This window comes from Cupriavidus sp. USMAA2-4, assembly GCF_001854305.1.
Taxonomy (GTDB): Bacteria; Pseudomonadota; Gammaproteobacteria; order Burkholderiales; family Burkholderiaceae; genus Cupriavidus; species Cupriavidus malaysiensis.
In genome coordinates this window covers 413821-427967 of sequence record NZ_CP017748.1, presented here as the reverse complement: position 1 = coordinate 427967, position 14147 = coordinate 413821, and the positions used below count along the sequence as shown (strand labels likewise).

The window sequence follows — 14147 nt, the reverse complement described above, 5'->3', positions numbered from 1 at the left end:
CCATGAACACACTCGTCCATGCCTCCGCTGCGGCACAGACCGCCGCACGCCGCCGGTCGCGCTGGCTCGAACCGCTGCTGTGGCTGGCGGTGGCCTACCTGCTGGTACCGCTACTGGCGACCGACTACTGGTTCGACGCCATCCTCATCCCCTTCCTGGCGCTGGCGCTTGCCGCGGTGGGGCTGAACCTGCTGACCGGCTATGCCGGCCAGCTTTCGCTCGGCTCGGCCGCCTTCATGGCGGTAGGCGCCTTCGCCGCCTACAACTTCAACCTGCGCGTGCCCGGCCTGCCGCTGCTGGCCAGCATCGCGCTGGGCGGGCTGAGCGCCACCGCGATCGGTGTCGTGTTCGGCTTGCCCAGCCTGCGCCTGCGCGGTTTCTACCTGGCGGTGTCGACGCTGGCGGCACAGTTCTTCGTGCAATGGGCACTGACCAAGTTCGGCTGGTTCAGCAATGACAGTGCCTCAGGCGTGATCGATGCGCCGGCGCTTGCGGTGGGCAACTGGGTGTTCGACACGCCGCTGCGGCGCTACCTGTTCGCACTGGGCATCGTCACGGCGTTGACGGCACTGGTCTGGCGCCTGGTGCACACCCCGACCGGGCACCACTTCGTCGCGATCCGTGACCACGAGCTGGCCGCGCGCGTAACCGGGGTGCCGGTGCTGCGTACCAAGCTGCTGGCCTTCGCCGTGTCGTCGTTCGTGATCGGCGTGGCTGGCGTGCTTTGGGGCTTCGTCTACCTGCGCACAGTGGAACCGGCCGGCTTCAACCTCGACCGCTCCTTCCAGATCCTGTTCATCATCATCATCGGTGGTCTCGGCACACTGCGCGGCGCCTTCCTTGGCGCCGCGCTGATGGTGGTGTTCCCACTTCTGCTGTCGCGCCTGGGCACGCTTCTGTTCGGCGCCTGGTTCGACTCCGGTGTGCTCGACCTTTGCCAGCGCGTCGTGCTCGGCACGCTGATCGTCGCCTTCCTGATCGCAGAGCCGCGCGGCCTGGCCGCGCTGTGCCAGGACGCGCTGCAGCGCTTCGGCCGTCTCGGTGCGCGCCCCAAGGCCGCCACACCACCCGCCTGAACCACTCATCGGTCCCCGTTCCCCGCTTTCCGCCTTGCATGATCCTTCCAGGAGTTCCGACCCTATGTCCATCACTCGCAGTTTCCACACCGCGCTGGTCGCCGGAGCGCTCGCGCTCGGCGCGGCACAGTTCGCGCACAACGCCACCGCGGCCCAGCCGGAACAGTTCTTCCCACTGCAGAGCTATCGCGTCGGCCCGTATGCAGCCGGTGGCACGGGATTCTTCGGCGGCTTCATCGACTACCTGAACCTGGTCAACCTGCGCGACGGCGGCGTCGGCGGTGTCAAGCTGACCTGGGAAGAAGGCGAGACCCAGTACGAGGTGGAACGCGGTGTCGAGGTCTATGAGCGGCTCAAGAATCGTCCCGGCATCGCGGCTTGGAACCCGCTGTCGGTCGGCATCGCCTACGCGCTGCTGGATCGCGTGAGCGCAGACAAGGTACCGCTGATCACCATCAACCACGGACGTACCGACACCACAGACGGGGGCGTCTTCAAGTATGTCTTCCCGCTGCTGCTGAACCCGTACAGCGAGACTTCCGGCATCGTCAACTACATCGCCAGTAAGGAAGGCGGCACCGACAAGCTCAAGGGCAAGAAGATCGTGGTGCTCTACCACGGCTCGCCGTACGGCAAGGAGACCATTCCCATCTACGAACTGCTGGCAAAGAAGTATGGCTTCACGCTGCAGCAGATCGAGGTACCCCATCCCGGCAACGAACAGCAATCGCAGTGGCTGGCGATCCGCCGCGCGAAGCCGGACTACGTGGTGCTGCGCGGCTGGGGCGTGATGAATCCGGTGGCGCTCAAGACCGCGCAGAAAACCGGCTTTCCGGCCAGCCACATCATCGGCAATGTGTGGTCCAACTCCGAGGAGGACGTGATTCCGGCCGGCGACGCCGCCAAGGGCTACACCGCCATCACCACTGTCGCGGCTGGCGCGCAGTACCCGGTGCTGCAGGAGATCACCAGGACCCTCTACGACAACGGCAAGGGAAACCTGCAGGATCGCAAGCGCATCGGCAGCGTGTACCACAACCTGGGCGTGCTCAACGGCATCCTCAATGTGGAAGCGATCCGCATCGCACAGGCCAGGTTCGGCAAGCGTGCGCTGACCGGCGATGAGGTGCGCTGGGGCTTCGAGAACCTGAAGATCGACCAGGCGCGGGCCGCCGCACTGGGCGCCAAGGGGCTGTTCCACTCGATCAACGTGACCTGGGATAACCATGAGGGCGATGGCCGCGTGGCTTTCCAGCAGTGGGACGGCAGCAAATGGAACGTGGTGTCCGACTGGATCGCGCCGGACTGGAAGCTGCTGCGCCCGATCATCGAGAAGTCCGCGCTCGAGTATGCCAGGGAGAAAAACCTCAAGGTGCGCAAGAGCATCGACGACTGAACGTGCAGCAGCGGCAATCGCCGCAGAAGCGGCGGACCGGATTCCATTCGACTCATCACGGAGCGACATATGACGCAGGCACAGCAGATCTCTTTCCTCGGCCCGGAGTATGAGGCCATCGCCACCAGGTACCGGCCCATCTTCGAGCGTATCCGCGCCAGCGCGTCGGAGCGCGAGCAGGAGCGCAGGCTCGGCGCCGACGCGATCGGCTGGCTCAAGCAGGCGCGCTTCGGCGCAGTGCGCGTGCCAAAGGCGTATGGTGGCGACGGAGCAACGCTGCCGCAGCTGTTCCAGCTGCTGATCGAGCTGGCCGAAGCCGACTCCAATATCGTGCAAGCGCTGCGCGGCCATTTCGCTTTCGTCGAAGACCGCCTCAACGCGCCGCGGGATGCCGCCACCGAGGTCTGGCTGCGCCGCTTCGCCGACGGTGACCTCGCCGGCAACGCCTGGACCGAAGTTGGTGAGGTGGCCATCGGCGAAGTCATCACGCGTGTCTCGCGCAAGGAGGGACGCTGGGTGGTCAACGGGCGCAAGTACTACAGCACCGGCAGCATCTTCGCCGACTGGATCGATCTCTATGCGCGCCGCGACGGCGACAACGCCGACGTGATCGCTGCCGTGCGCGCCCGCCAGCCAGGCGTCACGCATCATGACGATTGGGACGGCTTCGGCCAGCGCACCACCGGCAGCGGCACCTCGGTCTACGAAGACGCGGAAGTGGACCCCGAGAACGTCTTCCCGTTCAGCTCGCGCTTCAAGTACCAGACCGCCTTCTACCAACTGTTCCATCTCGCCACGCTGGCGGGCATCGCGCGGGCCATCACCCGCGACGTGGCGCAGCAGGTACGCGAGCGCAAGCGCATCTTCAGCACCGGCAATGCGCCTGCGGTGGCGCAGGATGTACAGGTGCAGCAGGTGGTGGGCGAGGTGTCGGCGGCCGCCTACGCGGCGGAGGCCACCGCGCTGCGGGCCGCCTTCGCCGCGCAGCGTGCCTACGACGCGCATTGGGGTGGCGATGAGGCCGAGGAACGGCAAGCCAATATCGCGGCGGAGCTGGAATCGGCCCAGGGCCAGGTGGTGGTCTCGGACCTGGTACTGCGCGCGGCCACGCAGTTCTTCAACGCGCTCAGCGCATCGGCCACCAGCACCGGCAAGGCACTCGACCGGCACTGGCGCAATGCGCGCACGGTCGCCTCGCACAACCCGATCATCTACAAGGCACGCATCATCGGCGACTGGCATGTCAACGGTACCGAGCCGCCCTACGTCTGGCAGATCGGCGCCGGACCGGGCCATGCCGCGGCCAACGCACCGGCCGGCGCCGCGCAGCCGGCGACGCAGTCCCGACCGGCCTGAGAGGCGCTGCGATGACCGAGCCCACCGCACTACTGCGTGTTGAACGTGTCGAGGCCGCTTACCAGGGCACCATCGTGGCGCTGCACGACGTCAGCCTGAACGTGCGGCGCGGCGAGATCCACGCACTGCTGGGCGCCAACGGCGCCGGCAAGTCGACCACGCTCAAGGCTGTCTCCAACTTGCTGCCGGCCGAGCGCGGGCGAATCACGGCTGGCCGCATCGTCTTCGACGGCCATGACGTGACCCGTGCCACGCCGGCGCAACTGGTGAGGCTGGGCCTCGTGCCGGTGCTGGAGGGACGGCACTGCTTTCCCAGCCTCACGGTCGAGGAAAACCTCGTCACCGGTGCGCTGGGGCGCGATGCGCGCCGCGCCGAGATCGAGCAGGGACTGGAAAAGGTGTACGCCATCTTTCCCCGCCTGAAGGAACGGCGCCGCAGCCCGGCCGGGCTGACCTCCGGCGGCGAGCAGCAGATGACGGCGATCGGCCGCGCGCTGCTGGCGCGCCCCCGCCTGCTGGTGCTGGACGAGCCATCGATGGGACTGGCGCCCAAAGTCGTGCAGGACATCTTCCAGCGACTGCGGCGCCTGAACCAGAGCGAGGGCCTGAGCATCCTGGTAGCGGAACAGAACTCGACCGTGGCGCTGCGCTATGCCGACAACGCCACCGTGGTCGAGGCAGGCCACACCGTGCTGAGCGGAACCGCGCACGCACTGCGCGGGCGCGAGGATATCCGGCACTTCTACTTCGGCGGCGAGGTCGCCGCGCCGGCCGCCGCCTAGCTGCAACGGCGGCAACGGCCACCGCGCCACCGATCACATCGACAACTCCGACATCCACGACAGAACCGATCATGTCCTTGCTTGACCACCCCGACGACTCCACCCGTCCCGAAGTCAACGCGCTTGCCCGCCAGTTCGCCGAGAGCGCCGTCGAGCGCGATGCCGTGGGCGGCACGCCCAAGGCCGAGCGCGACGCGCTGCGGCGCAGCGGCCTGCTGTCGCTGGCGATCCCGAAAGACTACGGCGGCCAGGGCGCCGACTGGGCGGAAACACTGGATACGGTGCGGCAGTTCGCCCGGGTCGATAGCTCCATCGCCCATGTCTACGGCTTCCACCACCTGATGCTCGCCACCGTGCGCCTGTTCGCACGGCCCGACCAGTGGCAGCCCTGGTTCGAGCAGACTGCCCGCAAGAACTGGTTCTGGGGCAACGCGCTCAATCCGCTCGACGACCGCACCATCGTGCGCCAGTACGACCACTGGTTCGAATTCTCCGGCAAGAAAAGCTTCTGTTCGGGCGCGCTCGACTCGGAGATGCTGATCGCCTCGGGTCTGGAAGAGCACAGCCGCAAGCTGCTGATCGCCGCGGTCCCGACCGCGCGTGCGGGCATCACCATCAATGGCGACTGGAACTGCTTCGGGCAGCGCCAGACCGACAGCGGCAGCGCACTGTTCGAGAAGGTGCGGGTCGAAGACAGCGAGCTGCTGCGCGAACCCGGGCCTCTGTCGACGCCGTTTTCGGCACTGCGGCCACTGCTAGCACAACTGATGTTCGTGCATCTGTTCCTGGGTCTGGGAGAAGGCGCACTGGCCGAGGCGCGCCGCTATACGCTGCATGAAGCCCGCCCCTGGCATCGCTCGCCGGCCGAGCACGCCAGCCAGGATCCCTACACGCTGGCCCACTACGGCGAGTTCCACGTCGCCTTGGAAGGCGCGCGCCTGCTGGCGCGACACGCGGCAGCATTGTTCGACGAAGCCTGGCGGCACGGGGAAACGCTCGATGCCACAGGGCGGGGCCGCGTGGCGGTGGCGGTGGCCACCGCCAAGGTGGCATCGACCCGCGCCGGCCTGGACGTGGCGAGCCGCCTGTTCGAGACCACCGGTGCGCGGGCCACGCATGGCGCGCTGCGGCTCGACCGCTTCTGGCGCAACCTGCGCGTGCAGACGCTGCACGACCCCGTCGACTACAAGCTGCGCGAGCTGGGCGACTGGGCGCTCAACGGCGAGCTGCCGGCGCCTTCCTTCTACTCCTGAGAGGCTGCACGCATGGCGACCCTCCCCGTCTGGCCGCCGCCGCTCGCCGCGGCGCCGCCCGAAAGCCCCGCTCTCGAATGGATCTTCGCTGACGCGCGCTCCAAGGCATTGCTCGCCGAGGTCGAGCAGGTCGCGCCGAGCGATGCCAGCGTACTGATCACCGGCGAGACCGGCACCGGCAAGGAACTCATCGCGCGCCACCTGCACAGCCGCAGCGCGCGCAGTACCGGTCCCTTTCTCGTGGTGAGCTGCGGCGCCTTCTCCGAATCGCTGGTCGACGCCGAGCTGTTCGGCCACGAGAACGGTGCTTTCGCCGGCGCCTTCGGCTCGCAGGCCGGCTGGTTCGAGCAGGCCGACGGCGGCACTATCTTCCTGGACGAGGTCAACGACCTGCCGCTGCCCGTGCAGAACAAGCTGCTGCGTGTGCTGCAGGAGCGCGAGGTCATCCGCCTGGGCGGGCGCAAGCCGATCCCGGTCGACCTGCGCTTCATCGCAGCTTCCACGGTGGACCTGGAGGAACTGGTGCGCGAGAAGCGCTTCCGCAAAGATCTCTACTACCGGCTGAACGTCGTCAACCTGAACGTGCTGACGCTGAAGGAGCGGCCTGGCGATATCGTGCCGCTGGCGCGCTACTTCATCGACCTCTACAGCCGGCGCCTGGGCTATCCGCGCCTGGCCCTGGCACCGGAGGCCGAACGCCTGCTGGTCGAGGCGCCCTGGAACGGCAATGTGCGCGAGCTGGAGAACGTCATCCATCGCACGTTGCTGCAATGCGAGGGCGACCACATCGATGCGGCCAGCCTGCGGCTGTCGCAGCGCCCACCCTGCACTCCGCCCGCTCCGCGCGCGGGTGCCGCCGGCGGCGTGGCGCCGGGAGCGGTACCGACACCCGCGAACAGCGGCGAGGCCGAGCCGCTGCAGCAAGCGGTGCGCCGGCTGTGCGACGCGAGCGTGCCGAACCTGCACCAGGTGGTGGAAGACGCGCTCTTCCGCGAGGTCTTCCGCTACTGCCACTACAGCCAGAGCGAAACCGCGCGCCTGCTCGGCGTCAGCCGCAACATCGTGCGTGCGCGCCTGATCCGGCTGGGCGAGGTCGGCGCGCCGCGCCGGCCAGCCGAATACGACGACGACAACACCAACGACCTGCCATGACTCTCGATATCTTCTGGTTCCTGCCCACCTCGGGCGATACCCGCTACCTCGGCAAGTCCGGCTTCGGCCGCGCACCGACGAACGCCTACCTGCGCCAGATCGCCACCACCGCGGAAGACCTCGGCTACGACGGGCTGCTGATCCCGACCGGCAGCTTCTGCCTGGATCCATGGGTGACGGCCGCCAGCCTGGTACCTGTCACGCGCCGCATCAAGCTGCTGGTGGCGCTGCGCACCTCGCTAGGCAATCCGACCGCCTCGGCACGCCAGGCTGCCTCGCTGGACCAGGCGCTGGGCGCGGGCCGGCTACTGCTGAACGTGGTGCCCGGCGGCGACGCCACCGAGCTGGCGGCCGATGGGGTGTTCTATGACCACGACACGCGCTACGAGGCCGGCGACGAGTTCCTGACCATCTGGCGCCGGCTGCTGCAAGGCGAGACTGTGGATTTCGATGGCAAGCATCTCAAGGTGCGCGGCGCGCGGAACTATCACGCGCCCACCACGCAGCCCTATCCACCGCTGTACTTCGGTGGTTCATCCCCGGCCGCGCACGAGCTGGCGGCGAGGCACGTCGACACCTACCTGACCTGGGGCGAGCCGCCGGCAGCAGTGGCCGAGAAGATTGCCGACGTGCGCCGGCGTGCCGCGCGGCAAGGGCGCGCGCTGCGCTTCGGCGTGCGCCTGCATGTGATCGTGCGCGAATCCAGCGCCGAGGCCTGGGCCGACGCCGACCGGCTCATCAGCCACCTGACCGACGAGGACATCGCCGCCGCGCAACGCAACTACGCTGGCATGGACTCGATCGGCCAGGCCCGCATGGCCGCGCTGCACGGCGGACGGCGCGACCGGCTGGTGGTCGGTCCGAACCTGTGGGCAGGCGTCGGGCTGGTGCGCGGTGGCGCGGGCACCGCCCTGGTCGGCGACCCGCAAGAAGTGGCCGCCCGGCTCAAGGAGTACGTGGACATCGGGGTCGATACCTTTGTGCTGTCCGGCTACCCGCACCTGGAGGAAGCCATCCGCTTCGCCGAACTGGTGTTCCCCCTGCTGCCAGGCAAGCAGCCGGTGACGCTGCGCGACCAGGTCATGACCGGGGGTGCCTTTGACAGCCGCGCTACGCGGTAGTCGTTACCCCCGGGAGGCAGCCGAACCTTCAGTTCAGTGGCTTGATGCGTCGGAAAACGACCAGAATCGCCAGGTCATAGGCGATCTTCAGCACGCCGCAGGCGAGCAGTGGCGCGCTTGCCCATCCCATCGCCAGCAAGGCGCCCGCAAGCGTGGGGCTGATCGCTGCAGCCAGGCTTCGCGGGACGGCGGTCAGGCTCGCCGCGGCGGTGCGCTCGGGTGGCGTCACCACCGCCATCACATAAGCAGTCCGCGTTGGCACGTCCATCTGCGATAGCGCGCTTCTCCCGAGCAACAGCGCCAGCGTTAGCGTCAGCGAGGGGGAGAATGCCGCAGCGATCAGGAAGAGGCTGGAAGGAATATGTGTGAATACCATCGTGTTCAGCAGGCCGATCCTGCGGGACAACGGCACGGCGGCAAGCTGAGAGGCGGTCGTCAGCAGTCCGGCCGCGAAGAAGAACTGGCCGGCTGCGGCGAGCGATAGGCCAAAACGCTGCATCAGCCACAGCGACAGCAGCGAATTGACCACCAGGCCGCCGGCAAACGCATCCACGCTGAACAGCAATGCCAGGCGGACCACGATCGGACGCGACGGCCCCAGCGGGGTTGCTGCCGACGTTGCCTGTGGATGCGGCTCCGGAAGGCGCGAGTAGAGTACCCAGAGCGCGATGCCAGCCAGCGCATAGATGGCGAACATGGCACGCATGGCTGCGAGAAATGGCAAGCCAAGCCGCATCGACAGCCAGCTGGGCAGCGCTGCAGCCAACGCCCCGACGGCGGCAGAGAAGGCGCCGATCAGGCTGTAGCGGGCAAACAGCGCGGTGCGCGCATCGGGCGCCGCGGCCTCCGCCAGGCGTGCCTGCTCGAGCGGCAGAAACAAGCTCACATCGCCTGAACTCGGGTTCAGCGTGCCAACGAAGGCAACGATCAGCAGCGGCCAGAGGGTGGACAGTCCGGCAAAGCTCGCCCCCGTCGCGGCCATCAGGACGGCGGCCAGAATCAGCAGGCGGCGTTGCGGGAAGCGGTTGCCGAGCAATCCGACCAGGATGGTCGCCAGCGCTGAGCCGATCAGGGTGGCGCTGCTGATCAATCCGACGGCCAGTTGGGCAAAGCCGAGGCCGAGCAGATAGGCCGGCAGCAGCACGGCAATGAATCCGTCGCAGATACCACGCAGCGCTCGCCCGAGGAGCAGGAACCGGGCGCTGGCATCGACCCCCGGAGGCAACACCAGGCGGGCGAAACGGCCAGCATTTCCACCCACCGTTGAAGCCTCATGCCGTTGGTACCGCATCTCAGTCCTCGGCGGCGGCGGCGACTTGCCTGCCATCTTCGTCGATCAGAATCGTCGCGCGGCCAGCGCTCGACCCGAGCGTGACTTCATGGCGAGTTCTCCCATTTGCCGTCTGTTTCTCGATCTCGCCAACGGAGCGCGCTCCTGCTTGTCTCTCGATGGCCGCTCGCACCGGCGCCGGAACCTGTTCCATGTCAACGGCTTCGTGCGTTCGCGGTCCCGACGGATGCCACTTGCAGTCGGACATGGCAAGGCTCAAGGCGCTGAGAAGAAGCGTGGTAGCGAGTCTTGGCGTGCGGGCAGACATGGCAAGCTCCGATCTCAGATGGGGGCATGGATTCCGTGCCTCCTGGCCGTTACCTGGCCGTTACCTGGCCGTTACCGGGCAGAACTCGACCCGAACGAGAACGCGTCGAAGACCGTTACGCTGTCGGCCTTGGTCCATACGCCAACGGCACCCGCCCCACTGATGTGCTCATCGGTCACGTCGATCCGGCGCGTGCCGTCCAGGGAGACTTGAATGTGGTTTCCCTCGAACTCCACGCGCAACGTGTGCCAGACCTGTGCGGCCACTGGTGTGCTCTGATACTGGATCGTGTGCCTGCGTCCGCCCGTCGTGTAATACAGGGAGACGTTGTTCTCCAGCGCGTTCGCTCGCGCAACGTAGTAGTCGTTGCCGTCTTTCCAGCGCCAGACGACACCACCAGCCTGGTCCTCATGGCCAGCGACTGGCTTGAATTTCACTTCCACATAGCCATCGGCAATCGAAGTCCCCTGTTTCACACACCAGGGGAAATCCCCCGAACCCGACTGCTTGAGGACGTTGCCACCGTTCGGCAGGGTCGGGTCCGGCTCAATGGTCCATTTCGGTGCGCCACGACCGGTGACGCCAGACAGCCATCCAGAAGGCGTTGCTCCCGGCTTCTCATGATTGAACATCAAGGTCTCCCCCGTTGCGGGCATCAGCCTCAAGAGCAGCAGTGGAATCAGCAGGTTCCGTTTCATGGCGCGCGCACCGTTACGCCGTCACCCCGGCATCTTGGGTGGCCACCGATGCGTCTCCGCCTGGCAGTTCTGGCACCAGGCATAGAGCGCGTCGTACATCACCATGCCGTGCTCCAGCATCTCATGGTCATCCGCGAAGATATGCGACAGCCCAAGTGACATGGCATAGAGCCCGCTTGACTGCGGCGTCAGGTCCAGTCGCGAGGTGTCTGCACCGCGCACGATGCTGGCCAGTTGCTGCAGCGCGGCGTCACGACCCAGGTCATATTTGCTGAGAAAGGCGTCGAAGCTGCACAGCTCGCCGACGTGGGACAACTCGACGCCCGGGATGTCGTACGGGATCGCACCGGTCTCGCCGGCAGATCGCAGGACCTCGCCGGCCGGCACGTAGAGAAATTCGGGTCGCTCGTCAATGAACCGTGCGATCAGCCACGGACAGGCAATCCGGTCAATCTTTGGGCGTTCCCGGGTAATCCATTTCATGATGAGCTCCGCGATGGTTTGCTGGTCGTGGGGTGAAGCTCCGCGATCCATGGTTCGATGCCGCCCTTGCGGTACACCGCTGCGATCCCTGCCCCATCCAGCCTTGCCGCGCAGCAGACCTCGTGCTGGATCATGGAATCCATCGCAATCGGCCCTTCTCGCTTCCGGCCATTGGGAACGAAGACCGGAGCGGCCACCAGGTCCGGCACAGCGATGAGCGCCGTGATCGCGTTCAAGCACTCTGCGGCTCCGCCATCGCTCTTCTCGTCCTCGCTGACGATCAGCTTCTCCGACAAGCCGGACAGCCTCGACGGATCGCATGCGCGCGGCTTCATCGGGTGGATCATGGGCTCACCCCGCTCGATTCAGTGATGCAGCAGCGGATATGCCGCCAGACCAATCAAGGCGGCGCCGACGACGATTACGGGTTCTGACAGCTTCTTGAATTTCAGCAGCAACGCGACAGTGACCAGAGCCAGCAGTACGGTCGGAATATCGACAATGGAGCGCTTGGCCAGCACGATCACCGCGCCGGTGATGGCGCCGACGGCCGCAGCCGTGACCCCGTCGACGAAGGCCAGGATCGCGGGCAGCTTGCCGTACTTCTTGAAGTACGGTGCCGGCAGGATGGTGAACAGGTAGCACGGCAGGAAGGTTCCAGCGGCCGCCACGCAGGCACCCGGCAGGCCGGCGACCAGGTAGCCGATGAATCCGACCGTGATGACCACCGGCCCAGGTGTGATCATGGCGACGGCCACCGCGTCGACGAACTGCTTGTCGTTCAGCCAGTGGTGCTCGGTCACCACGCCGCCGTAGAGAAAAGGAACGATGGCCAGGCCCGAGCCGAACACGAAGGCGCCAGCCTTGGCGAAGAACACACCGATCTGCGACAGCAGCGGCCAGTCGATCGTGCTCAGCACGCCGCTTGCCGCCGGCAGAGGCGTTGCCGCCAGCGCGTTGACCTTGCCCTGGCGCAACCATTTGGGGGGCGCACGCCAGAACCACACCAGGACGCCGCCGGCCAGGAACAGCCACGCCACTTCCGACTCGGTGATCACGGTCACGGCCGCGAGCACGAGGTAGACGGCCCAGAGCAACTTGTCCTTGCCCACGCTCTTCTTGGTGAGCTTGTAGGCGCTGATGGCGATGATGCCGATCACGGCGGCGCCCACGCCATAGAACACCGACTGCATCCAGGTCAGTCCGCCGAAGCGGACATAGGCCCAACCGAGCGCCACCACCATCAAGAACGACGGCAGCACAAAGGCGATGCCGACCAGCGTTGCCCCCAGGATGCGGTAATGCACGTAACCGAGGTAGATGGCCAGTTGCGCGGCCAGCGGACCGGGCGCCAATTGTGCCAGCGCGAGGCCTTCCTTGTAGTCGCCGTCGGTGATCCACCGGCGTGCGTCCACCAGGTCGCGGTGCATGTAGCCGGCCAGCGCCACCGGGCCGCCGAAGCCAAAGGTGCCGAGCCGCAGGAAGTACAGCACGATCTGCCACAGCGTGTAGTCCGGGGATTCTTGGGTTGAGCCCGGCAAACCCGGTGGGGGATTCTCGATCTGTTGGGACGAGTTCATGGTCTTTTCGATTGCCTTGGCTTGACTTCCGACTACCGGAGAATTGTGCAGAGAAGGGGGCGATGAACCGCCGGATCAGCCAGGTGCAAGCGACGCGGTCGCGGTCGCGATCGCTTCGCCGTTGCTGTCGGCAGGCCGACAACCAGCAGGAACCTGGAGTTGAGCTTGGTAGCCATGACGGCAGCTTAGGCTGCCGTATCGGCCGCTGCAATGCTGTAGCGATCGCTACAATCGGCTGGCGGGCCTGCGTTGCTTGGAATGGCGCAGGCGCGTCGGCCCGGGTATGCCGAAGATCGCGGTCACTACGTCCCGATGGCCTTGCCGCGGTCATTTATGCCGAAGACCTTGGGGCAAAAGCCCGAGGTCTGGGTAGAGGACGCGCCGTGACCATGGGCGATCACGGCGGCCACGCGGCTTGCGCGGATGTCCACGGCAGCAGGCGATGCGCCCGGGGCCTCAACTGCGCCAGGGCAAGGGCAGAGGTTCGCCATCGGGCTGTCGGGTCGGCACGGGCGACTGGCCGAACATTCCCAGTACTTCCAAGGGCTCCGTGCCGATGTTGAAGATCTGGTGCACACGGCCTCGCGGCAGGATGAGGATGCTGCGGGCCCCGAAGCGTTGCTGTCTCCCTTCGGTGTGGAGCTCGCCTTCGCCTCCCAGGCAGATCACTGCCTCGTCGCAATGGTGCAGATGCGGCGGCGTTCCGGCCCCAGGTGCCAGCGACTGCCGCCACACGGACAGTTGCGCCAGGCCGTGGGCCTCACCTGCCCAGGTGGCGTGGGCAATACCCGCAATGGCGGTGGGTTCGGGCTGGCATTGTTCGATTACAGATGTCACATTGTCCTCGCATGGTCAAGAATGATCGAAGAAACCAGGTTCCGCGGCCACGGAGGAAAGCAGTCTCATCAGCGCGGCAGTGCGCTGGTACTTCCGCTGAAATACCCGAGCGGGCCATCTGCCGGGCGAACGGACTTCAGGTGGGTTCAGCGATCGCTGCCGGTCCTGCACCAGCGTCAGGCTGGCGGAGCCCGCCGGCGTCGCGGGGATGACGCTCGGGCACAGGACCAGATGGGTGAACGGAGAGCGCAAGAGATGATCCCGATCGAAAACAGCGAAGACCATTACGGCGTTGTCGCGATCCTGCTCCACTGGTCGATGGCCCTCCTTCTGGTCGGGCTTGCGGGACTGGGGCTTTACATGGTCTCGCTACCGGATGTCGGCTTCAACACCAGAAAAATCACGCTGATTCTCTACCACAAGCAATTCGGAGTGCTGGCTTTCGTTCTGTTCGCTTTGCGTTTGTGCTGGCGTGTCACCCAGGTACTGCCAAAACCGGTCGGACATCTGCCGGATTGGCAAATGATCGCCGCCCGCTTTGTTCATCTTTGCTTCTATGGCCTGATGTTCGCCTTGCCCATGACGGGCTGGCTCATGTCGTCCGCCGCCGCCATTCCGGTATCGTTTCTCGGCCTCTTTACGCTGCCCGACTTCATTCATCGCAGCGACCATTTGTTTTCCCTGCTCATCGGCGTCCACAAGTGGCTGGGATACGTGCTTATTCTCTTGTTCGCCATCCACATGGGTGCCGCCCTGCGCCATCACTTCGTCTTCAGGGATGACACCTTGCGCAGAATGTTGCCGTAGAGTCCGGC

14 protein-coding genes are annotated in these 14147 nt (G+C 66.2%); 8 read left to right on the top strand and 6 right to left on the bottom strand.

The window, feature by feature from the left end:
- Nucleotides 1–2 precede the first annotated feature (2 nt).
- The 7 genes from BKK79_RS01990 (at nucleotide 3) to ssuD (ending at nucleotide 8136) form a co-directional block, all read left to right on the top strand.
- The gene (locus BKK79_RS01990; protein WP_071036958.1) at nucleotides 3–1076 is read left to right on the top strand and encodes a branched-chain amino acid ABC transporter permease; all 1074 of its coding nucleotides are present in this window, start codon (nucleotides 3–5) and stop codon (nucleotides 1074–1076) included.
- A 64-nt stretch (nucleotides 1077–1140) separates the two neighbouring features.
- Nucleotides 1141–2472: an ABC transporter substrate-binding protein gene (locus BKK79_RS01985; RefSeq protein WP_071012691.1), complete on the top strand. Its 1332-nt coding sequence runs from the start codon at nucleotides 1141–1143 to the stop codon at nucleotides 2470–2472.
- A gap of 69 nt (nucleotides 2473–2541) precedes the next feature.
- A complete protein-coding gene (locus BKK79_RS01980) occupies nucleotides 2542–3828 on the top strand; it encodes an acyl-CoA dehydrogenase family protein (protein WP_071012692.1) in 1287 nt (428 codons plus the stop codon).
- Nucleotides 3829–3839: 11 nt separating this feature from the next.
- Nucleotides 3840–4610, top strand: a complete 771-nt coding sequence (locus BKK79_RS01975; RefSeq protein ID WP_071036957.1) for an ABC transporter ATP-binding protein — start codon at nucleotides 3840–3842, stop codon at nucleotides 4608–4610.
- A 71-nt stretch (nucleotides 4611–4681) separates the two neighbouring features.
- Nucleotides 4682–5863 (top strand): acyl-CoA dehydrogenase family protein, encoded by a 1182-nt coding sequence (locus tag BKK79_RS01970; RefSeq protein WP_071036956.1) that lies wholly within the window; start codon nucleotides 4682–4684, stop codon nucleotides 5861–5863.
- A gap of 12 nt (nucleotides 5864–5875) precedes the next feature.
- Nucleotides 5876–7015, top strand: coding sequence for a sigma-54 interaction domain-containing protein (locus tag BKK79_RS01965; RefSeq protein WP_071036955.1), 1140 nt, complete (start codon nucleotides 5876–5878; stop codon nucleotides 7013–7015).
- Entirely contained in the window at nucleotides 7012–8136 is a 1125-nt protein-coding gene (ssuD, locus tag BKK79_RS01960) for an FMNH2-dependent alkanesulfonate monooxygenase (protein WP_071012699.1), read from the top strand. The genes BKK79_RS01965 and ssuD overlap by 4 nt, the downstream gene beginning before the upstream one ends.
- Before the next feature lie 28 nt (nucleotides 8137–8164).
- Here the strand turns inward: ssuD and BKK79_RS01955 are convergent, their stop codons facing one another.
- The 6 genes from BKK79_RS01955 to BKK79_RS01930 all read right to left on the bottom strand — a co-directional run bounded on the left by BKK79_RS01955 (nucleotide 8165) and on the right by BKK79_RS01930 (nucleotide 12495).
- Nucleotides 8165–9427 (bottom strand): MFS transporter, encoded by a 1263-nt coding sequence (locus tag BKK79_RS01955; RefSeq protein ID WP_071036954.1) that lies wholly within the window; start codon nucleotides 9425–9427, stop codon nucleotides 8165–8167.
- 1 nt (nucleotide 9428) lies between these two features.
- Nucleotides 9429–9734, bottom strand: coding sequence for a hypothetical protein (locus BKK79_RS01950; protein ID WP_071036953.1), 306 nt, complete (start codon nucleotides 9732–9734; stop codon nucleotides 9429–9431).
- 71 nt (nucleotides 9735–9805) lie between these two features.
- Nucleotides 9806–10432 (bottom strand): LamG domain-containing protein, encoded by a 627-nt coding sequence (locus BKK79_RS01945; RefSeq protein ID WP_071036952.1) that lies wholly within the window; start codon nucleotides 10430–10432, stop codon nucleotides 9806–9808.
- Nucleotides 10433–10453: 21 nt separating this feature from the next.
- Nucleotides 10454–10915: a chromate resistance protein ChrB domain-containing protein gene (locus BKK79_RS01940; protein WP_071012704.1), complete on the bottom strand. Its 462-nt coding sequence runs from the start codon at nucleotides 10913–10915 to the stop codon at nucleotides 10454–10456.
- Nucleotides 10912–11262, bottom strand: coding sequence for a hypothetical protein (locus BKK79_RS01935; RefSeq protein ID WP_071036951.1), 351 nt, complete (start codon nucleotides 11260–11262; stop codon nucleotides 10912–10914). The genes BKK79_RS01940 and BKK79_RS01935 overlap by 4 nt, the downstream gene beginning before the upstream one ends.
- An 18-nt stretch (nucleotides 11263–11280) precedes the next feature.
- A complete protein-coding gene (locus BKK79_RS01930; RefSeq protein ID WP_071036950.1) occupies nucleotides 11281–12495 on the bottom strand; it encodes a chromate transporter in 1215 nt (404 codons plus the stop codon).
- 423 nt (nucleotides 12496–12918) lie between these two features.
- Between BKK79_RS01930 and BKK79_RS42240 the strand changes: the two genes are divergently transcribed.
- Complete coding sequence (locus tag BKK79_RS42240; protein ID WP_442873241.1) at nucleotides 12919–14139, top strand: cytochrome b; 1221 nt, start codon at nucleotides 12919–12921, stop codon at nucleotides 14137–14139.
- Nucleotides 14140–14147 lie beyond the last annotated feature (8 nt).